The organism is Klebsiella michiganensis (assembly GCF_002925905.1).
GTDB classification, from domain to species: domain Bacteria; phylum Pseudomonadota; class Gammaproteobacteria; order Enterobacterales; family Enterobacteriaceae; genus Klebsiella; species Klebsiella michiganensis.
Genome location: NZ_PRDB01000008.1, coordinates 182,431 through 201,542 on the forward strand (window position 1 = coordinate 182,431; position 19,112 = coordinate 201,542).

The 19,112-nt window shown below is 59.1% G+C and carries 14 protein-coding genes; 9 read left to right on the forward strand and 5 right to left on the reverse strand.

Annotated features, from left to right (window positions below; translation table 11 throughout):
* Window positions 1-196: 196 nt before the first annotated feature.
* Genes entF through fes form a run of 3 tightly spaced genes read right to left on the reverse strand, consistent with a single transcriptional unit; the run spans window position 197 to window position 5,519 of the window.
* Window positions 197-4,078, reverse strand: coding sequence for an enterobactin non-ribosomal peptide synthetase EntF (entF, locus tag CDA56_RS17955; protein ID WP_102803114.1), 3,882 nt, complete (start codon window positions 4,076-4,078; stop codon window positions 197-199).
* Window positions 4,079-4,088: 10 nt separating this feature from the next.
* Window positions 4,089-4,292 carry an MbtH family protein gene (locus tag CDA56_RS17960; protein WP_025107039.1) on the reverse strand — a complete coding sequence of 68 codons (204 nt, stop codon included), beginning with the start codon at window positions 4,290-4,292 and terminating at the stop codon, window positions 4,089-4,091.
* Between the two features lie 27 nt (window positions 4,293-4,319).
* A complete protein-coding gene (gene fes, locus CDA56_RS17965) occupies window positions 4,320-5,519 on the reverse strand; it encodes an enterochelin esterase (RefSeq protein ID WP_104011386.1) in 1,200 nt (399 codons plus the stop codon).
* 272 nt (window positions 5,520-5,791) lie between these two features.
* Here fes and CDA56_RS17970 point away from each other — a divergent pair, with 272 nt between their 5' ends.
* Together CDA56_RS17970 and entD are read left to right on the forward strand one after the other, a co-directional pair.
* Window positions 5,792-8,041: a TonB-dependent siderophore receptor gene (locus CDA56_RS17970; RefSeq protein WP_025107041.1), complete on the forward strand. Its 2,250-nt coding sequence runs from the start codon at window positions 5,792-5,794 to the stop codon at window positions 8,039-8,041.
* Between the two features lie 68 nt (window positions 8,042-8,109).
* Window positions 8,110-8,733 (forward strand): enterobactin synthase subunit EntD, encoded by a 624-nt coding sequence (entD, locus tag CDA56_RS17975; protein ID WP_025107042.1) that lies wholly within the window; start codon window positions 8,110-8,112, stop codon window positions 8,731-8,733.
* 55 nt (window positions 8,734-8,788) lie between these two features.
* On the opposite strand, the gene CDA56_RS17980 is transcribed toward entD, so the two are convergent.
* Both CDA56_RS17980 and CDA56_RS17985 read right to left on the reverse strand, forming a co-directional pair.
* Window positions 8,789-9,724 carry a transketolase family protein gene (locus tag CDA56_RS17980; protein ID WP_025107043.1) on the reverse strand — a complete coding sequence of 312 codons (936 nt, stop codon included), beginning with the start codon at window positions 9,722-9,724 and terminating at the stop codon, window positions 8,789-8,791.
* Window positions 9,717-10,547 (reverse strand): transketolase, encoded by an 831-nt coding sequence (locus CDA56_RS17985; protein ID WP_004848651.1) that lies wholly within the window; start codon window positions 10,545-10,547, stop codon window positions 9,717-9,719. The genes CDA56_RS17980 and CDA56_RS17985 overlap by 8 nt, the downstream gene beginning before the upstream one ends.
* Window positions 10,548-10,911: 364 nt before the next feature.
* Between CDA56_RS17985 and CDA56_RS17990 the strand changes: the two genes are divergently transcribed.
* The 7 genes from CDA56_RS17990 (at window position 10,912) to CDA56_RS18020 (ending at window position 19,102) form a co-directional block, all read left to right on the forward strand.
* On the forward strand, window positions 10,912-11,862 hold the full coding sequence (locus CDA56_RS17990) for a sugar-binding transcriptional regulator (protein ID WP_004848649.1): 951 nt from the start codon (window positions 10,912-10,914) through the stop codon (window positions 11,860-11,862).
* 362 nt (window positions 11,863-12,224) lie between these two features.
* A complete protein-coding gene (locus tag CDA56_RS17995; RefSeq protein WP_025107044.1) occupies window positions 12,225-13,745 on the forward strand; it encodes an FGGY family carbohydrate kinase in 1,521 nt (506 codons plus the stop codon).
* Window positions 13,746-14,025: 280 nt separating this feature from the next.
* Window positions 14,026-14,961, forward strand: coding sequence for a D-ribose ABC transporter substrate-binding protein (locus CDA56_RS18000; protein WP_004130307.1), 936 nt, complete (start codon window positions 14,026-14,028; stop codon window positions 14,959-14,961).
* Window positions 14,962-15,004: 43 nt separating this feature from the next.
* Window positions 15,005-15,625, forward strand: a complete 621-nt coding sequence (locus CDA56_RS18005) for a DUF2291 family protein (protein ID WP_014228344.1) — start codon at window positions 15,005-15,007, stop codon at window positions 15,623-15,625.
* A gap of 1 nt (window position 15,626) precedes the next feature.
* On the forward strand, window positions 15,627-17,171 hold the full coding sequence (locus CDA56_RS18010) for a sugar ABC transporter ATP-binding protein (protein WP_103814586.1): 1,545 nt from the start codon (window positions 15,627-15,629) through the stop codon (window positions 17,169-17,171).
* Window positions 17,172-17,188: 17 nt separating this feature from the next.
* The gene (locus tag CDA56_RS18015) at window positions 17,189-18,244 is read left to right on the forward strand and encodes an ABC transporter permease (RefSeq protein ID WP_104011387.1); all 1,056 of its coding nucleotides are present in this window, start codon (window positions 17,189-17,191) and stop codon (window positions 18,242-18,244) included.
* 60 nt (window positions 18,245-18,304) lie between these two features.
* Window positions 18,305-19,102, forward strand: a complete 798-nt coding sequence (locus tag CDA56_RS18020; RefSeq protein WP_103814588.1) for an SDR family oxidoreductase — start codon at window positions 18,305-18,307, stop codon at window positions 19,100-19,102.
* Window positions 19,103-19,112: the final 10 nt, after the last annotated feature.

The following is a 19,112-nucleotide window of genomic DNA, read 5'->3' on the forward strand; positions in this document are numbered from 1 at the left end:
CGGGCTACAGGTTCACCGCCATCTGCGGTCCGGTAGCCCGGACAGCCGTGTCAGGTGCCGCCTCCGGTAAATGAGCCGGGCTGATACATTGGCGCTAATGCTTCCCGGCTCGCGCTGCGCTTCGCCGGGCTACCCAATCTGGCACAAACGGTAGCCCGGGTAAGGCGTTAGCCGCAACCCGGGAGTTCATCTGCCCCTAATCCAATATCTCCCTGAGCACCGGGCCGATCGCTTCAAAGGCCTGCGGAGAGATAATATCCACGTGTGCGCAATCCTGGCTGAACACCTCCAGCTCGCCGACCCACGGCCCCCACACCACCTGCGGGTCCATCCCCGGCTGACGGGTTTTCTCCGCCACGAACAGCGTCGCCTTACCGTCAAACTTCGCGCTGTGCGCGGTGGTCAGCAGGCGCACCGCATCGGCATAGTTGCCTTCGATAACGCTGAACAGCTCGCCGGAAGCCTGCCCCTGCTGGGCGGCCAGAAACGCCTCGCGTTCACGGGCGATCTCCGCCAGCACCTCAGGATCCAGGCCGTTCGCCTCTTTCTCCGCCCAGTTCTGCGTCTCCGGCGGCCAGGTATCCAGCAGACCGAGGAAGGCCACCGCTTCGCCGCGCTGGCGTAACCGGGCGGCAATCCCCTGCGCCAGGGTACCGCCGAGCGAATAGCCCAGCAGATAATAGGGGCCGTGGGGCTGCTGCGTCAGCAGGGTGTGCAGATGATGTTCACACACCGCATCCAGATCCGCCGCCGTGGCCATCGGTCCCTGCGGTCGCGGCGACTGAATGCCGACGATCGACCAGCGCGGGCTTAAATAACGCGCCAGCACGCTGAACTGCCAGGCAAAACCGGAAGCAGGATGGAAGCAAAATAGCGTCGGGCCGTCGCTCTCGCGCAGCGGCAGGAGAGCGTCGAAGCCCAGCCGTTGCGCCTGCTCATCGCTGAGGTCCGATGCCAGCAGCGCGCTCAGCTTGCCGACGGTAGACGCGACCATCACCTGCCCCGGCGTCACCTGCCGCTCCAGCTCGCGGCCGAGCGTCGCCGCCAGGCGCATCGCCAGCAGCGAATGGCCGCCGAGGGCGAAGAAATCGGCGTCGATATCGTTCACCTCGCAGCCGAGCAGCTGGCTAAAGGCCGTGGCGACGGTGGTTTCCACGCCAGGCTCCGGCGGACGGCCACTGCGCTCACCGCTCAACGTGGGTAACGGCAGCGCTTTACGATCCAGCTTGCCGTTAGCGCTCAGCGGCAGCGCCGGCAGCTGTATCAGCACCACCGGCACCATATGCGGCGGCAGCTGTTCGCCAAGCCGCGCTTTGAGCGCGACGGCGTCCAGCGGCAGACCGGAGTCAGAAACCAGGTAGCCCACCAGCTGACGGGCATCGCCGCCGGTTGCCGCCGCCTGATTGAAGACGCAGGCGTGAGCCACCGCCTGCGCAACGTCCGGCAGCGCGGACATCGCGCGGTCAATCTCGCCCAGCTCAATCCGCTGGCCGCGAATTTTTAGCTGGTCGTCGCTGCGCCCGAGATACTCGACGGCGCCGTTATCCAGCCAGCGGGCAACGTCCCCGGTGCGGTACATGCGCTCGCCCGGCGCGTAAGGGTCGGCAATAAAGCGGCTGGCTGTCAAATCGGGGCGCCCCAGATAGCCCTGCGCCAGCTGAATGCCGGTCAGGTAGAGATCCCCCGCCACGCCCGGCGGCACCGGGCGCATGGCGGCATCAAGAATGCGCAGCCCGGTATTCCACACCGGCCAGCCAATCGGCACGCTGGTGCCGCTTACCGCCGCCAGTTCGGGCCCGCAGGCCGGATACCAGCTAACGTCCACCGCCGCTTCCGTCGGGCCATACAGGTTATGCAGCGGCGCGCCGGTCAGCTGCTCCCATTCCCGACACAGCGCCGTCGGCAGCGCTTCGCCGCTGCAAAATACCCGGCGCAGGGTTTGGCAGGCGCCGACGTTCTCCGCCTCCAGCGAGGCGACGAACGCCGCCAGCATCGACGGCACAAAGTGGGTGGTGGTGACGCCATAGCGGGCAAAGAACCGCTGCATCGCCAGCGGATCGCGATGGGCTTCCGGCTCGGCCATCACCAGCTGCGCGCCGGCGATAAATGGCCACCAGAACTCCCAGACCGACACATCAAAGCTGCACGGCGTTTTCTGCGCCACGACGTCGTCAGCGCAGAGCGGATAGTGGTCCTGCATCCACAGCAGGCGGTTGACGATGGCGGTTTGCCCGACCATCACCCCTTTCGGTCGCCCGGTAGAGCCGGAGGTAAAGATGATATAGGCAGTATGCTCCGGCCGTGAGAGCGCCAGCGGTGCGGACTCGCCCGCCGCCAGCGGCTGCTGGTAGCACAGGCTTTCCAGGCCGGGAATATCGCTAAAGCGCGCCCGCTGATCTTCAGAGGTAATCAGCAGCGACGGCCGGGCGTCTTCCAGCATCATCCGCAGACGATCGTCGGGATAGCCGGTATCCAGCGGCAGCCACGCGGCGCCGGCCTCAACAATACCGTGCAGCGCCAGCGTCAGGAATACCGAACGCGGCAGCGCGACCGCGACGCTATCGCCCGGCTTGACGCCCCGCGCGCGAAGCTGTTCAGCCAGCGCCACCACCTGCTGGCGCATCTCGCGGTAGCTAAACTGCCAGCGGCCGTCCGCCAGCGCCGGGGCATTCGGGGTTTTCGCCGCCTGCTCCGCTACCAGCGCGCTCAGGGTGGTGAGCGGCAGGTCGATGGCGGTCGCGTTGACCTGCCGCAGCTGTTCCGTTTCCGCCGCCGACAGCATATTCGCCTCGCCGCAGCGCAGGGTCGGATTATCGGCAAACTGGGCCAGCAGCGCGGAGAGTCGGGAGATATGGTTACGCAGCGTCCGTTCCTCGTATCGCTGCTTATTTGCCAGCACCTCCAGCGACAGCCCCCCGGCTTCATCCGGGAAGAGCGCCAGCTCCAGGTCATTGACCGGGCCGGTGGCCAGGGTGTGGGTAATGGCCTCCACGCCGTCGATATCCAGCTGATAGTCGAAGACTTTAATATTGAGCACCGGGCCAAACAGCGGTTCATCGCCCGCCGCTCTGCCGCTGTCGCGCACAATCTGTTCGGCGTCATAGCGCTGATGGCGGCGCATTTTCTTCAGCTGCCCGGCAAGACGCGTGGCCAGCTCCGGCAGCGTTTCCCCGGCGTCAATAGTGACCGCCAGCGGCAGAACGTTGAGCACCGGGCCGGTAGCGGTGAGCGCCGCAGAGCCCATGCGGCGCATAAAAATAAAGCCCGCGGCGTAGTCCGTTCGGCTGCACAGCCGTCCCAGCCACAGGGCGGTCAGCGCCAGCGCCAGATCGGCGCGCTGGCACTGCGGCGCCCCTGCCGCCAGCCGGCTAAAGACCCCGGCATCCACCTCCAGCTTCATGCGCCAGATATCGCTGCTGGTCGCCCTTCCCGCCAGCGGCGCGTCCGACAGCGAGGCCGGTGCCGGCAGCGCCTGACGCTGCGCCTGCCAGAACTGTTTGTCGCGCTGCCAGGCGTCGCTGCCGTAGTAGCGCTGATACTCTTCCACCACCTCGGCAAACGGCGTAAACGGGGAATCAGGCGTCGCTTCGCCGCGCTGCCAGGCGCGGTAGATCGCGGCGATCTGGCGGGTAATCGCCGGGAAGCTGAAGCCATCGACCAGCAAATGGTGGTAACGCTGATACCAGTACCAGCGGTTATCGCCCACCCGCAGCAGCTGATGGCAGACCAGCGGATTGCCGCCGTCCACCCGCAGGTTTTGTCCGAGGTCGGCCTGCATCAGCGCCAGCGCGGCCGCGTGCGGGTCGCTCGCGGCACGCAGATCCCGGTAATCCGGTTCGGCAAACGCACGATGTTCATCGACCCACTGCCAGGCTTCGCCGTTATCTTCGCAAAAACGCATGCTGAGGGTGTCGGCCTGCGACAGCCCGGTGACAATGGCCCGGCCGAGCAGTATCGGGTCGATATCACCGCGCAGCTCAACATAGTGGGCGACGCTCCAGGCGCCGGGCAGCGTCGAGAGGCGCTCCGCCATCCAGATCCCCGGCTGCGCCGCAACCAGCGGTAAACGTGTGGTCATCGTGGGCTCCTCAGGATGCATGGTGGGCGGGGGTCAAGGTAGACCAGTTTGCCGCCAGCCAGTCATTGCACGCCGCTAACGACTGCGGCGGGCACTCCACCGACCAGCCTTCCGGCAGCGCGCAGGAGTGCGGCCACAGGCTGAACTGCTGCTGGCCATTGCGCAGGATGTAAAACTGCCCTTGCGGATTGTCGAAGGGGTTACTGAATTGCATGTCTAATTCCTCGTAAAGCGCGCGTTGTTACTCATCACGGCATAAAGGCTGCCACAGCTGGATAAGCCCGGCGGTCAGCCCGCCGCGCCAGCACAGCGCATCATGCCCGCCGTCAACCTGACGCCAGAAAATCGTCTGCTGTTCCAGATGCGCCAGTAGCGCCTGGTTGGCGCGAAAAATGATCGGCTCGCGAATACCGGCTTCCAGCCAGATACGTAGCCCTTGCGGATGTAATTCGCCGCGGCTCAGGCGGTCAATCAGCAGACCCGTCTGCGCGCCGCCGCGATGCGGCCACCAGTAAGAGCCGGACTGGCTGAGCACGCAGCCAAAGCGCTGGGGCCAGTAGAGCGCGGCGAACATCGAGGCCAGGCCGCCAAAGCTCTGACCCGCCACCACCGTGCGGTCGGCGCGATCGCTGAAAGGCGCCAGCCGGTGAACCATTGGCAGCAGTTCTTCCTGAACCGCCAGCCAGAACGCCTCATTGCAGGGAAGCTCCGCGGCCCGGTGCGGATTATCAATCGCGTCAATCAGCAGATAAATCGCCGGCGGGAGCCGTTTTTCGCGGGTTAAGCCCGCCAGCGGCGCCCATACCGGCATGCTTTCGGCCCAGAACTGGCCATCCAGCAGGATCGCCAGCGGGCGCGCCTGCGGCTGCGCGTCGCCGGTGGCGTAAACCCATATCCGTCGGCGGTTGCCGAGGCGCTGGCTCTGCCATTCGATGCAGAGCGGCGGTGGATAAGGTTCATCGCGCAGGGCCCAGCCGGGCTGTTCGGGGGCGTCCGGCAGCTCCAGAGCGGAGACCGCGTGGCCGCGCCCGCCCTTCCAGCTTTGCGGATTGAGCGGGTCGGCAATCGCCTGCGGCAGCAGCCTGCGCCAGCCTTCGCGCAGCAGCGCGCGGTCCGGGCCGTCACCGTTAAAAAGCTGGGGGGAAAAGTCGTCGTCGCGGGCGGAAGGGATAAAGCAATAGCTGCCGCGCCAGGTCGGAGAAAGCGTGGTTTGCCAGCACCAGGCATCGGTACCGGGAATGCGCCGCAGGGTTTGCGGTACGGCATTTTTATGATGGTCAGTCACGCCGGTGATATAAATCCATACCCGCTGGATGGCCGAAGACGTTTCGTTGCCCGCCGGATCGCGCCACCAGAAGGTTACCCGATACGCGCCTTCAACGGCTTCGATTTGCAGGCCGGAGATATGCTGCCACCAGTCGTCACTTCCTGTCTTATGCATTCCTTTTCAACCCTATGTTTATCGTGACATTTATCAACAAACGCATTAATAAACGCAATATTTATTGATAATATTATTGATAACTATTTTCATTTGCAATAGCGTATTAGCGCGCTGTGGGAAGCGCGTCTTTCAAAATTAAACATGTCTGAGAGGGCTCATTTAGTCCGCGACGGAGCGCCCTTTGCCCTCGACTGGCAACATTGATACCGCCTCTCCTCCCGCTGGGAAGGGTCTTTTGGAGAAGGTGGCGACAAAAAGCAGGAATTACAATGAATAACAGGATCAAATCCCTGGCCTTGCTGGTCAATCTGGGAATCTACGGGGCTGCGTTTCCGCTGAGCGCGGCGGAAACCGCCTCCGATAGCAAAACCGCAACCGCTGATGAAACCATGGTCGTCACCGCCGCCGAGCAGAACCTGCAGGCGCCCGGCGTTTCAACCATTACCGCAGATGAAATTCGTAAACGCCCGCCTGCGCGTGACGTGTCGGAAATTATCCGTACCATGCCCGGCGTTAACCTGACCGGCAACTCCACCAGCGGCCAGCGCGGCAATAATCGCCAGATTGATATTCGCGGCATGGGCCCGGAAAACACCCTGATCCTGATTGACGGCAAGCCCGTGACCAGCCGCAACTCCGTGCGTCTGGGCTGGCGCGGCGAGCGCGATACCCGCGGCGATACTTCATGGGTACCGCCGGAGCTGATCGAACGTATTGAAGTCATTCGCGGCCCGGCGGCCGCGCGCTACGGCAACGGCGCGGCGGGCGGCGTGGTCAATATCATCACCAAGAAAAGCGACGGCGAATGGCATGGTTCATGGAACACCTACATGAACGCCCCGGAGCATAAAGAAGAAGGCTCGACCAAACGCACCAACTTTAGCCTCAGCGGCCCGCTGGGCGGCGATTTCAGCTTCCGCCTGCTGGGCAACCTCGATAAAACGCAGGCCGATGCCTGGGATATCAACGACGGGCATCAGTCAGAGCGTACCGGCGCGTACGCTAATACCATGCCTGCCGGGCGTGAAGGGGTTAAAAATAAGAACATTAACGGCGTCGTGCGCTGGGATTTCGCCCCGATGCAGTCGCTGGAGTTTGAATCCGGCTACAGCCGTCAGGGCAACCTCTACGCGGGCGATACGCAGAACACCAATACCAACGATCTGGTAAAAGAGAACTACGGAAAAGAAACGAACCGCCTCTATCGCCAGACTTACTCCGTCACCTGGAACGGCGGCTGGGATAACGGCGTGACCACCAGCAACTGGGCCCAGTACGAACGTACCCGCAACTCGCGTAAAGGCGAAGGTCTGGCGGGCGGTACGGAAGGTATCTTCAACAGCAACCAGTTCAGCGATATCGACCTGGCCGACGTGATGCTGCACAGCGAAGTTAACATCCCGCTGGATCTGGTGTTTAACCAGAACCTGACGCTGGGCACCGAGTGGAACCAGCAGCGGATGAAGGATTTGGCGTCAAATACCCAAACCTTTATGGGCGGCGATATCGACGGCTATGACAGCACCGGCCGTAGCCCATACTCGAAGGCCGAGATCTTCTCCCTGTTTGCCGAAGACAACGTGGAGCTGACCGACACCACCATGCTGACGCCGGCGCTGCGTTTCGATCATCACACCATCGTCGGCAACAACTGGAGCCCGTCGCTCAACCTGTCTCAGGGGCTGGGGGATGACTTCACGTTGAAAATGGGCATCGCCCGCGCCTATAAAGCGCCGAGCCTGTACCAAACCAACCCGAACTATATTCTCTATAGCAAAGGCCAGGGCTGCTACGCCAGCGGCACCGGTACCGGTTGCTACATGATGGGTAACGATGACCTGAAAGCCGAAACCAGCATCAACAAAGAGATTGGCCTTGAGTTTAAACGCGACGGCTGGCTGGCGGGGGTGACCTGGTTCCGCAACGACTACCGCGATAAAATCGAAGCCGGCTACGCGCCGATTTCGCAGACTACGAACGGTAAAGTGAAAACTGATATCTATCAGTGGGAAAACGTGCCTAAAGCGGTGGTTGAAGGTCTGGAAGGCACCCTGAACGTGCCGGTCAGCGAAACGGTGAACTGGACCAATAACATCACTTATATGCTGCAAAGTAAAAACAAGGAAACCGGCGATCGTCTGTCGATTATTCCGGAATATACCCTGAACTCCACCCTGAGCTGGCAGATTCAGCAGGATATTTCCGTACAGTCGACCTTCACCTGGTACGGCAAGCAGCAGCCGAAGAAATATAACTACAAAGGTGAGCCCGCGGTGGGTTCTGAAACGGATGAAGTCAGCCCATACAGCATCGTTGGCCTGAGCGCCACCTGGGATGTGACCAAAAACGTCAGCCTGACCGGCGGCGTGGATAACGTCTTCGACAAGCGCCACTGGCGCGCGGGGAATGCGCAAACCACCGGTAGCCTGACCGATGTTTCTTATATGGCTGGCGCGGGCGCCAATACCTATAACGAATCAGGCCGCACCTGGTATCTGGGCGTCAATACCCACTTCTGATTGTCTGGCCGTTCCCCCCGCCCTCTTGCCATAGAGGGCGGCGGGGAGAATCTGTTAACATCCCCCCTATGCAAACCCAACGTTCTATCATTCAGCTTGCCGATCGCTCGCTGCAGCGTGTCGATTTCGACCCATTGACCTTTCGGCCTGAAGATCTCCTCTGGCTGCCGCACTATGCCCGGCTAAGCGACTGCGCCCGCAAGCGGCAGACCGAGCACCTCGCGGGGCGTATCGCCGCGGTTTACGCGCTGCGGGAAGTCGGTGAAAAAGAGGTGCCTGCCGTTGGCGATCGGCGCCAGCCCCTGTGGCCCGCGCCGTGGTATGGCAGCATCAGCCACTGCGAACGCAGCGCGCTGGCGGTTGTCTCCGCCGGGCCGGTCGGCGTTGATATTGAGCGCATCCTGTCTCCCGCCCTCGCGGCCGAGCTGGAAAGCAGCATCGTCAATAGCGCGGAAAAAAGCCTGCTGGACGCCAGCGGCCTGCCGTCGGCGCTGGCGCTGACGCTGGCGTTTTCGGCAAAAGAGAGCGCATTTAAGGCCAGCCCGCCCGAAATACAGAACGGCGTGGGTTTCAGCGATTTTGAGGTGACGTATATAAAGGAAGGAAATCTGCTTCTTCGGCTCTCCGCCGGGGAGTATCGGCTGCAATGGATTAAGGCCGGTGACTACGTCATCACGCTCTGCGCATCGTAAAAAACAAAACCCGCGCGGCAGACCGCGCGGGTTATCGGTTTAAGCCGGCGTAAAGTCAGCGCATTTTCTGCGCCAGCCCGGCGACGGAAGCGGCATCGAAGCCGTGGTGTTTGCGCAGCCAGCCGCGGTCTGCCGCCGCCGCATACTCGCCATCCGGGATCCCCAGACGTTTGAGCGGGATTCCCGCGCCGGCTTCGGCCAGCACTTCCGCCACCAGGCTCCCCAAGCCGCCGTTGACGTTATGCTCCTCCACCGTTATCACCGCTTTGCACGGCTTCAGGGCCGCCAGCAGCGCGGCGGTATCGCAAGGGCGAATGGACGGCACGCTCACCACTTTGGCCTGAATCCCCGCATCGGCCAGCCTCTGCGCGGCATCGACGATTTCATGCACCGTCGAGCCGGTGGCCACCAGCGCGATATCCTCGCCTTCCCGCAGCGTAACGACTGCTCCCGGCACAAAGCGATAGCTTTCATCGTGCAGCTCCGGCAGCGCCTTGCCGTCGAGGCGAATATAGACCGGCCCCTGATAGCCGATGGCGTAATCGATAATCTGCCGACATTCGCGCGGCGAAGACGGAGCGAAAATCTGGATATTACCGAAGCCGCGCATCACCGCCAGATCGTCAATCGCGTGATGGGTGCTGGCCAGCGGGCCGTAGCTGGCGCCGGCGTTAAGGCCAAATAGCTTAACGTTGGTGTTGTTATAGCAAACGTCGACTTTAATCTGCTCATTGGCGCGGGAAATCAGGAACGGCGCGGCGTTACAGGTGACCGCCACTTTGCCCCCCAGCGCCAGACCCGCCGCCGTCCCGACCATGCTCTGCTCGGCGATACCCACGTTCACCAGACGCCCGGGGAACTGTTTAATAAACGGCGCGATTTTGGCCGTTGACGTGGAGTCAGCCACCACCGGCACCAGATCGACGCCGCGGTCGACCGCATCAATAAAGGCCTGAACCATCACGCTCGCCAGGTGTTCTGCATTACTCATCTTTCAGTTCCTCCAGTGCCAGTGCAATTTCTTCGCCTTTCGGTACCCGGTGGTGCCACTCCGGGCGCCCCTGGATAAAGGAAATACCGGCACCTTTCGTGGTGTTGGCGATAACGACGTTCGGTTTACCTTCCTGCTTCAGCCCTTCCAGGGTCGCCACTACCGACGCCATGTCGTTGCCCTGGCATTCGGTGACCGTCATCCCGAAGGCCTTCCATTTATCAGCCAGCGGATCGGTATTCATGATTTCGCGCGTCGGACCCGCCAGCTGGAGATTGTTCTTGTCATTAATAATGATGAGATTATCAAGGCCGTAGTGCGCAGCGGCCAGCGCCGCTTCCCAGTTGCTGCCTTCCGCCAGCTCGCCATCGCCGGTAATTAAAAAAATGCGGCGGGAGCTGTTGCTTTTTTTCGCAGCCAGCGCCAGCCCCACCGCAACAGGCAAACCGTGGCCCAGCGCGCCGGTGTTGAGCTCAATCCCCGGCGTTTTCTGGCGCACCGGGTGACCCGGAAGATGGGAGTTCGCATGCTGATAGGTTTCCAGCCACTCAACCGGAAAGAAGCCCGCCTCGGCCAGCACGCAGTAGTAGCAGCCCACCGCATGGCCTTTCGACTGGATGTAGATATCGCGCTGGTCGTCAGCCAGACGCTCCGGCGCGACGTTTAGAATGCGGAAATAGAGCGCGGTGAGCAGTTCAACCTGCGACAGGTCGGCGCCGGTGTGCCCGCCCGCAGGGCTGTTGGCGTTCAATCTGACGATATGGCGACGTACGGCGCGGGCTTTACGCTCAAGGGCCTGGACATCATAGCTATAGGGATTCATTTAATACCTCTGAATTTATTTTCAACTTGGAATATTTATTCCGTCAGGGACTAAAAAAACCAGACATCCCCAGGCAACGCATCGTAAGGCTTACGCCGCTGCATCATACTCAGGAACATTCTGCCTCCTTACCACCGGGCGTGACGTCACCCGGGCACTTTTCAGTTGACCTGAAATCGCCATGAATATATATTCACTAACGACTCTTTATTCAATTATGCGGCTACTGTTCTGTTTTTGTCCATAGCTGATTTTGAGGATTGGCGAAAGTTAGATATCCATCACACTTAACTGTCTTTTCTTTTCGCGTATGATAATGAGCTCTAACATAATGGCTGCACGTAAATGATTTTCGGGGAAATATATGGCTAAGCAGGATGAACAACGGCTATTAGTTAAGATTGCCACGCTCTACTATCTTGAAGGACGAAAGCAGTCCGATATCGCTCAACTTCTCTCGCTTTCTCAGTCATTTATCTCCCGAGCGATCGCCCGCTGCCAAAAAGAAGGCGTGGTCAAAATCAGCGTTGTTCAGCCATCGAATATTTTCCTCAATCTTGAAAAAGGCCTCGAGGATCGCTACGGAATTAAACAGGCCATCGTCGTGGATACCGAAGAGGACGCCAGCGATCACACTATCAAGCGCGCCATTGGATCCGCCGCGGCCCACTATCTGGAAACGCGATTGCGGCCGAAAGATCTGATTGGCGTCTCGTCGTGGAGTTCGACTATCCGCGCAATGGTTGATGAGGTTCACGCGCAAAACCTGAAGGCCAACGGCGTGATTCAACTGCTCGGCGGCGTGGGTCCTAACGGTAACGTGCAGGCGACCATCCTGACCCAGACCCTGGCGCAGCGTCTGAACTGTGAAGCCTGGCTGCTCCCTTCCCAGAGCATCGAAGGTTCTACGGAGGAGAAAAATCGCCTCGTGGCCAGCAAAGATGTCGCCGATGTGATTGCGCGCTTCGACGAAGTCGATATCGCCATCGTCGGGATTGGCATCCTTGAACCTTCGCAGCTGCTCAAAACGTCCGGTAACTACTATCACGAAGATATGCTGCAGGTGCTGGCGGAACGCGGCGCCGTGGGTGACATTTGCCTGCACTACTACGATAAAAACGGCAAGGCGGTGTTACGCGATGATGAAGATCCTGTGATCGGCATGGCGCTGGAGAAAGTGAAGAAGTGCCCTAACGTGGTGGCCCTTGCCGGCGGCAGCGAGAAGGTAGCGGCTATCAAAGGCGCGCTTTCAGGCGGTTATATCGATGTTCTGATCACCGATTATCCAACGGCCAGGCTGCTTATCGCCGGGTAATTTCCTCACTCAAACACTTTCCCACAGCCTTTACGCTTTCCTTCAGGCGTAAAGGCTTCGCCAATAAATTTTTATATTTCAATCGTATATAACCAGAAAACCGCGCTCTTTTCCCCCGACATCCGGAAGCTTCACCAAACGGATAAGTGTGATTGCCAGCACAATTGATAACTTTTCCTGTAGCCCGACGGGAAGTTTCTGGCTAAGGTAACAAATAAATAATCACTATCGAATATATATTCAGTGATTAAAAAAGTGAAAACGAATTGTCACATCATGGCCTGCTAAGAAGCAATGCGATAAAGAGGAATGCCGACTTCCCCCTCCGCGCCAGGACGAAGTGTGACTCAGGAGACTACCTAATGCAGGCAACACGTAAAGAGTTCATCATTGCGCTGGACGAAGGCACCACCAATGCCAAAGCCGTCGTACTCGATAGCCGCGGCCAGGTCGTGGTGAAATTCTCTCAGCCGCTGGCGATCCAGACGCCGCGTGAAGGCTGGGTCGAGCAGTCGGGAGAAGTCCTGGTTGACGCTTCGCTGGCGGTTATCGCGCAAGCGGTAGCGCACATTGGCGCAGAAAATGTCGCGGCATTAGCCATCAGTAACCAGCGCGAGACCGCGATCGGCTGGTATCGCCAGAGCGGTAAGCCAATCAACGCCGCGATCACCTGGCAGTGCAGTCGCAGCGCCGCGTTTTGCGATGAACTGCGCCACAGCGACAAAGAGCGGCAAATCAAGGCCGTGACCGGCCTGCCGATTGCGCCTCTGTTTTCGGCCTCGAAAATGCGCTGGCTGCTGGAATCTCTTCCTGAGGGGCGCGCGCTGGCTGAGCGCGGAGAAATCTGCCTCGGCACTATCGACAGCTGGCTGCTGTGGAACTTAACCCAGGGCGAGGCGTTCTGCTGCGATTACTCCAATGCCGCGCGTACCCAGCTGCTGAACCTGCAAACCGGCCAGTGGGATGACAACATGCTGGCGCTGTTCCAGATCCCGCGCGCCGCGCTGCCGGAGATCAAGCCCTCCAGCGGATTGTTTGGCTATACCCGGGGGTTGAACGCTATCCCTGACGGTATTCCCGTAATGGCGATGGTCGGGGATTCCCACGCCGCGCTGTTTGGCCACGCGCTGGGTGAACTCGGCTGCGTGAAAGCCACCTACGGTACGGGGTCATCGGTGATGGCGCCGGTAAAATCCGCACAGTGCGATATCGACGCGCTGGCCACCACCATCGCCTGGCACGACGGCGACAGCATCACCTACGGACTCGAAGGTAATATTCCGCATACCGGCGATGCCGTGGCGTGGATGGCGGACAGCACCGGTCTGAGCGAACTTTCCGATGCCGAACTGGCGCATGAACTCAACACCCTGCCCGCCTCCGTGGACTCCACGCTGGGCGTCTATTTTGTGCCAGCGTTAACCGGCCTGGGAGCCCCGTGGTGGGATGACAGCGCCCGCGGCGTGATTTGCGGCCTGAGCCGCGGTGTCAAGCGCGCCCATCTGATTCGCGCCGCGCTGGAATCCATTACCTATCAAATCGCCGATGTGGTGGTGGCGATGCGCCAGCAGGACGACTTCCACTTAACGGCGCTGATGGTCGACGGCGGCCCAACCAGGAACGACTGGCTAATGCAGTATCAGGCTGACCTGCTCGGCTGTCCGGTGATGCGCAGCGACGTTGCCGAGCTGTCGGCGATTGGCGCGGCCCTGCTCGCGCGCAAAGCCCTGAATCCCGGATCGGTGACCGACCTGAACGCGTTTTTAACCGAACACAGCGAATTTATCCCCGATATGGCCCGCCACCAGCGCCTGCAGAAAAGATGGCAGGAGTGGCGCCATGCGGTGAACAGAACATTATGGAAACCGGCAACGTCCGCCTGACGCCCACCAGGGAATCGAACGCGTGACGCACCTTAGAGCCTATCCCAGTAGGCGTTATTGGCGCAGGCAGTTTGAACACGGACAGCGCGGAAGAACCGGAGCGTACACGTAGTACGTGAGGATTCTGAGCACTGCCCTGGTTCAAAATGGCCAGTAAAATAGCCCTAATGGATAGGCTCTTAATCATCAACAAAAGGAGACCCCCGGCCCATAAACTCGATTTACAGGCCTTACGTTGTTTCACCGTACCCGACAATAACAACCAAGAGAGAAAATTGTCATGAAATTACGTTTAACGCTTTTAACCGCTGCTACCCTGACCGCCTTTTCTTTCGCTGCCCAGGCGGCAGAAAAAGGCACCATCATGATCATGGTTAACTCGCTGGATAACCCCTATTACGCCTCTGAAGCCAAGGGCGCTAGCGAAAAAGCCAAAGAGCTGGGCTACCAGACCACCATTTTGTCGCATGGTGAAGATGTCAAAAAACAGAATGAGCTGATCGATACCGCCATCGGTAAAAAAGTTCAGGGTATTATTCTGGATAACGCCGACTCCACCGCCAGCGTCGCCGCCATTGAAAAAGCGAAGAAAGCGGGTATTCCGGTGGTTTTAATTAACCGCGAAATTCCTGTCGATGATATCGCGCTGGAGCAAATTACCCATAATAACTTCCAGGCCGGTTCTGAAGTCGCCAACGTATTTGTCGAGAAAATGGCGGAGAAAGGCAAATATGCCGAACTGACCTGTAACCTTGCGGATAATAACTGCGTGACCCGCTCTAAATCTTTCCACCAGGTGATTGACCAGTACCCGGATATGGTCAGCGTCGCTAAGCAGGACGCGAAAGGCACGTTAATCGACGGCAAGCGCATTATGGACAGTATTCTGCAGGCGCACCCCGACGTGAAAGGCGTGATTTGCGGCAACGGTCCTGTGGCCCTCGGCGCCATTGCCGCGCTGAAAGCCGCGAATCGTAACGATGTGGTGGTGGTCGGTATCGATGGCAGCAACGATGAGCGCGACGCGGTAAAAGCCGGCACCCTGCAGGCCACCGTGATGCTTCAGGCGCAGGCCATCGCCGCTCAGGGGGTGACCGACCTCGATAACTACCTGCAAAAAGGTGAAAAACCGGCCAAGCAGCGCGTGATGTTCCGCGGCATTCTGATTACTCAGGACAATGCAGACAAAGTGCAGGACTTCAATATCAAATCCTGATTTCGGGTTGTTGCGCCCCGTCCGGGGCGCACAGGAGCGTATTATGTATAAAAAAATCTCGCTGACGCTGGTTATTCTTGCGCTCGGGGGCTGTCGTATCGTCTCTCAGCAGGAGCTGGCCGATCTTAAATCTCCGCCCAACCCGCATATGGCGGATATCGATCGGACATGGCAAGACCAGCTGGTTCCCCAGGTTGTGGCTAAAGCCCGCCCCGTTGCCGAGCTGATGACCGCCCTGCGCGCGGCGAAAGATATCGATAGCGCCTGCAAAACCTTAGGCTATCGCGCTCAGGACGAAAACCCCTGCGTGTTTTACGTCAAAGTCGAAGGCAATATCAGTAAAATTGATTCCGCTTCGCGCAGCGGAAAAATGACGATTCAGGATATCAGCGGCGGCAACGTGGTGGTGCAAATTGGCCCAACGCTGCGCGGCACATTATTACGCGACGGCTATCAGGGCGCCAGCTATCAGGACTTTAACGATCAGGTGCTGTTTGGCGAATATAGCCGGGCGATTAACGAACATGCGGTCAAGATGATCCAGACGGCGCAGGTGAAAACCGGCGAAGCGGTACAGGTGTACGGCGTGTTCTCGGCCTGGGATATTCCGCAGACCATGCCTGATATTACGCCAGCCAAAATTGTTCGTTTGGGAGGGCAATAACATGCAGCGGCAAGAACTCGTCAATTCCCAACCAGTCGACTCTGAAGTTATTATCGAAACTCGCGAATTATCTCGCGTTTATCCGGGCGTTGTCGCCTTAGATAGCGTGAATTACCGGGTCTATCGAAATAAAGTAAACGTTCTGATCGGTGAAAATGGTGCGGGTAAATCCACCATGATGAAAATGCTTGCTGGCGTTGAAACACCCTCTTCCGGTCAAATCATTCTTGATGGCGCCCCGGTGACCCTTAGCTCGACGCACCAGGCTGAAAAGCAGGGAATCAGCATCATTTTTCAGGAATTAAATTTATTCCCGAATATGAACGTCATGGATAATATTTTTATGGCTAACGAATTCTTTCAAAAAGGGAAGATTAACGAAAAATATCAATATGAGTTAGCCAAATCATTACTGGAAAGACTGGAGCTGAATGTCGATCCCTACACCCAGCTTGGCGAATTAGGCATTGGCCATCAGCAGCTGGTGGAAATTGCGCGAGCGCTTTCTAAGGACACCCGGGTATTAATTATGGATGAACCCACTTCCGCGCTCAGCCAGTCGGAAGTCAAAATCCTGTTTAACGTGATCGAACAGCTTAAACGCCGCGGCGTCACCATTATCTATATTTCCCACCGTCTGGAAGAGCTGATGGAAATTGGCGACCACATCACTATTTTCCGCGACGGGCGCTTTATCAGCGAGCGCGAGGTCAGCGACGCCAGTATTCCGTGGATTATCGAACAGATAGTCGGCGATAAGAAAAAACATTTCGACTACCGGCCGGCGCCGAAAGGCGAAGCGGTCCTTGCCGTTGAAGGTCTGACGGCGCTGCACCCCAGCGGCGGCTATAAGCTCAACGATGTGACCTTTACCTTAAGTAAGGGAGAAGTGATCGGCATCTACGGCCTGCTCGGCGCCGGACGCACGGAGCTGTTTAAAGGCCTGGTCGGCCTGATGCCCTGCCAGAGCGGTAACGTCCATCTCAACGGCGAAAATATCGAAAAGGCCCCGTTCCAGGCGCGGCTGAAAAAAGGGCTGGCGCTGGTGCCTGAAGACCGTCAGGGAGAAGGCGTGGTGCAGATGATGTCGATTCAATCGAATATGACCTTATCCGATTTCAGCCTGCAGGGATTTCGCCGGGCGTGGAAATGGCTGAATCCGCAGAAAGAAATCGCCTGCGTCAAAGAGATGATTCGCGAACTGGCAATCAAGGTGAGCGACCCCGATCTGCCTGTCACCTCGCTCAGCGGCGGCAACCAACAAAAGGTGGTGCTCGGCAAGGCGTTGATGACGAAGCCGGAGGTGGTGTTTCTCGATGAGCCCACTCGCGGTATCGACGTCGGCGCGAAAACCGACGTTTATCATCTGATCGGCAAAATGGCCCAGCAGGGTCTGGCAGTGATGTTCTCTTCATCGGAGCTGGATGAAGTGATGGCGCTGGCGGATCGCATCCTGGTCATGGCCGACGGTCGGATTACCGCCGATTTACCGCGTCATGCGGTGACCCGCGAAAAATTAATCGCGGCTTCAACACCTCAAGATTAATCAGGCTGGAACCCATCATGAACCAGAAATATATGATTTATATGTACCTGCTGAAGGCCAGAACGTTCATCGCTCTGCTGCTGGTTATCGCGTTCTTCAGCGTGATGGTACCGAATTTCCTGACCACATCTAACCTGCTGATTATGACCCAGCACGTGGCCATCACCGGCCTGCTGGCCATCGGCATGACGCTGGTTATCCTGACGGGCGGTATCGACCTCTCCGTCGGCGCCGTGGCCGGCATCTGCGGCATGGTGGCCGGAGCGCTGTTAACCAACGGCCTGCCCTTATGGAACGGCAGCGTTATCTTCTTCAACGTACCGGAAGTGATCCTCTGCGTGGCGCTCTTCGGCGTGCTGGTTGGCTTCGTTAACGGCGCGGTCATCACCCGCTTCGGCGTCGCGCCCTTTATCTGCACCCTGGGCATGATGTATGTCGCCAGAGGCTCGGCGCTGCTGTTCAACGACGGCAGCACCTACCCCAACCTCAACGGCATGGAAGCGCTGGGCAACACCGGTTTCTCCACCCTGGGATCCGGGACGCTGTTGGGCATCTATCTGCCAATCTGGCTGATGATCGGCTTCCTGCTGCTGGGCTACTGGCTGACCACCAAAACCCCGCTGGGCCGCTATATCTACGCTATCGGCGGTAACGAATCCGCCGCACGCCTGGCAGGCGTGCCTATCGTCAAGGCAAAAATCTTCGTTTACGCCTTCTCCGGCCTGTGCTCAGCGTTCGTCGGCCTTATCGTCGCCTCGCAGCTGCAAACCGCGCACCCGATGACCGGCAATATGTTCGAAATGGACGCCATTGGCGCCACCGTGCTCGGCGGAACCGCGCTGGCGGGCGGTCGCGGCCGGGTGACCGGATCAATCATTGGCGCGTTCGTCATCGTCTTCCTCGCCGACGGCATGGTGATGATGCGGGTCAGCGATTTCTGGCAGATGGTCATTAAGGGGGTGGTTATCGTCACCGCCGTCGTCGTCGACCAGTTCCAGCAGAAACTGCAGAACAAAGTCATCCTGATGCGCCGCCATGAGGAGAAGCTGGCGGCGGCAGGCGCCACCAGTTAATCACCTATTTATTACCCCGCCGGACGCACTGCCGTCCGGCTTCAATAAGGGATGAAAAACATGCAAAGAAATTTCCAGAACAAAACGGTTGTTATCACCGGCGCCTGCCGCGGAATTGGTGCCGGTATTGCCGAGCGCTTTGCGCGCGACGGCGCGAATCTGGTGATGGTCTCTAACGCCGAGCGCGTCCACGAAACGGCGGAAACCCTCCGCCAGCGCTACCAGGCCGACATCCTGTCGTTACAGGTTGATGTGACCGACGAAGCGCAGGTGCAGTCGCTGTACGAGCAGGCGGCAGCGCGTTTCGGCACCATCGACGTCTCTATCCAGAACGCAGGCGTGATCACCATCGACTATTACGATCGCATGCCGAAAGCCGACTTTGAAAAAGTGCTCGCCGTTAACACCACCGGCGTCTGGCTGTGCTGCCGCGAAGCCGCCAAATATATGGTCAAGCAGAACCACGGCAGCCTGATCAACACCTCTTCCGGCCAGGGTCGTCAGGGCTTTATCTACACCCCGCACTATGCCGCCAGCAAAATGGGCGTGATCGGCATCACCCAAAGCCTGGCGCACGAGCTGGCGCCGTGGAATATCACCGTTAACGCCTTCTGTCCGGGCATTATCGAAAGCGAGATGTGGGACTACAACGACCGCGTCTGGGGCGAAATCCTCAGCACCGAGCAGAAGCGCTACGATAAAGGCGAGCTGATGGCGGAGTGGGTCGAAGGCATTCCGATGAAGCGCGCCGGCAAACCGGAAGACGTTGCCGGGCTGGTGGCGTTTCTCGCCTCCGACGATGCGCGCTACCTCACCGGGCAGACCATCAATATCGATGGCGGCTTGATTATGTCGTAATGCCGCCAGC

What these genes read in the sequence shown, in the direction of transcription:
- CDA56_RS18000 (WP_004130307.1), top strand. Translation starts at nt 14,026, where the DNA reads ATGAAATTACGTTTAACGCTTTTAACCGCTGCTACCCTGACCGCCTTT.
- CDA56_RS17985 (WP_004848651.1), bottom strand. Translation starts at nt 10,547, where the DNA reads ATGAATCCCTATAGCTATGATGTCCAGGCCCTTGAGCGTAAAGCCCGC.
- CDA56_RS17970 (WP_025107041.1), top strand. Translation starts at nt 5,792, where the DNA reads ATGAATAACAGGATCAAATCCCTGGCCTTGCTGGTCAATCTGGGAATC.
- CDA56_RS18005 (WP_014228344.1), top strand. Translation starts at nt 15,005, where the DNA reads ATGTATAAAAAAATCTCGCTGACGCTGGTTATTCTTGCGCTCGGGGGC.
- fes (WP_104011386.1), bottom strand. Translation starts at nt 5,519, where the DNA reads ATGCATAAGACAGGAAGTGACGACTGGTGGCAGCATATCTCCGGCCTG.
- CDA56_RS17980 (WP_025107043.1), bottom strand. Translation starts at nt 9,724, where the DNA reads ATGAGTAATGCAGAACACCTGGCGAGCGTGATGGTTCAGGCCTTTATT.
- CDA56_RS18020 (WP_103814588.1), top strand. Translation starts at nt 18,305, where the DNA reads ATGCAAAGAAATTTCCAGAACAAAACGGTTGTTATCACCGGCGCCTGC.
- entF (WP_102803114.1), bottom strand. Translation starts at nt 4,078, where the DNA reads ATGACCACACGTTTACCGCTGGTTGCGGCGCAGCCGGGGATCTGGATG.
- CDA56_RS17995 (WP_025107044.1), top strand. Translation starts at nt 12,225, where the DNA reads ATGCAGGCAACACGTAAAGAGTTCATCATTGCGCTGGACGAAGGCACC.
- CDA56_RS18015 (WP_104011387.1), top strand. Translation starts at nt 17,189, where the DNA reads ATGAACCAGAAATATATGATTTATATGTACCTGCTGAAGGCCAGAACG.
- entD (WP_025107042.1), top strand. Translation starts at nt 8,110, where the DNA reads ATGCAAACCCAACGTTCTATCATTCAGCTTGCCGATCGCTCGCTGCAG.
- CDA56_RS18010 (WP_103814586.1), top strand. Translation starts at nt 15,627, where the DNA reads ATGCAGCGGCAAGAACTCGTCAATTCCCAACCAGTCGACTCTGAAGTT.
- CDA56_RS17960 (WP_025107039.1), bottom strand. Translation starts at nt 4,292, where the DNA reads ATGCAATTCAGTAACCCCTTCGACAATCCGCAAGGGCAGTTTTACATC.
- CDA56_RS17990 (WP_004848649.1), top strand. Translation starts at nt 10,912, where the DNA reads ATGGCTAAGCAGGATGAACAACGGCTATTAGTTAAGATTGCCACGCTC.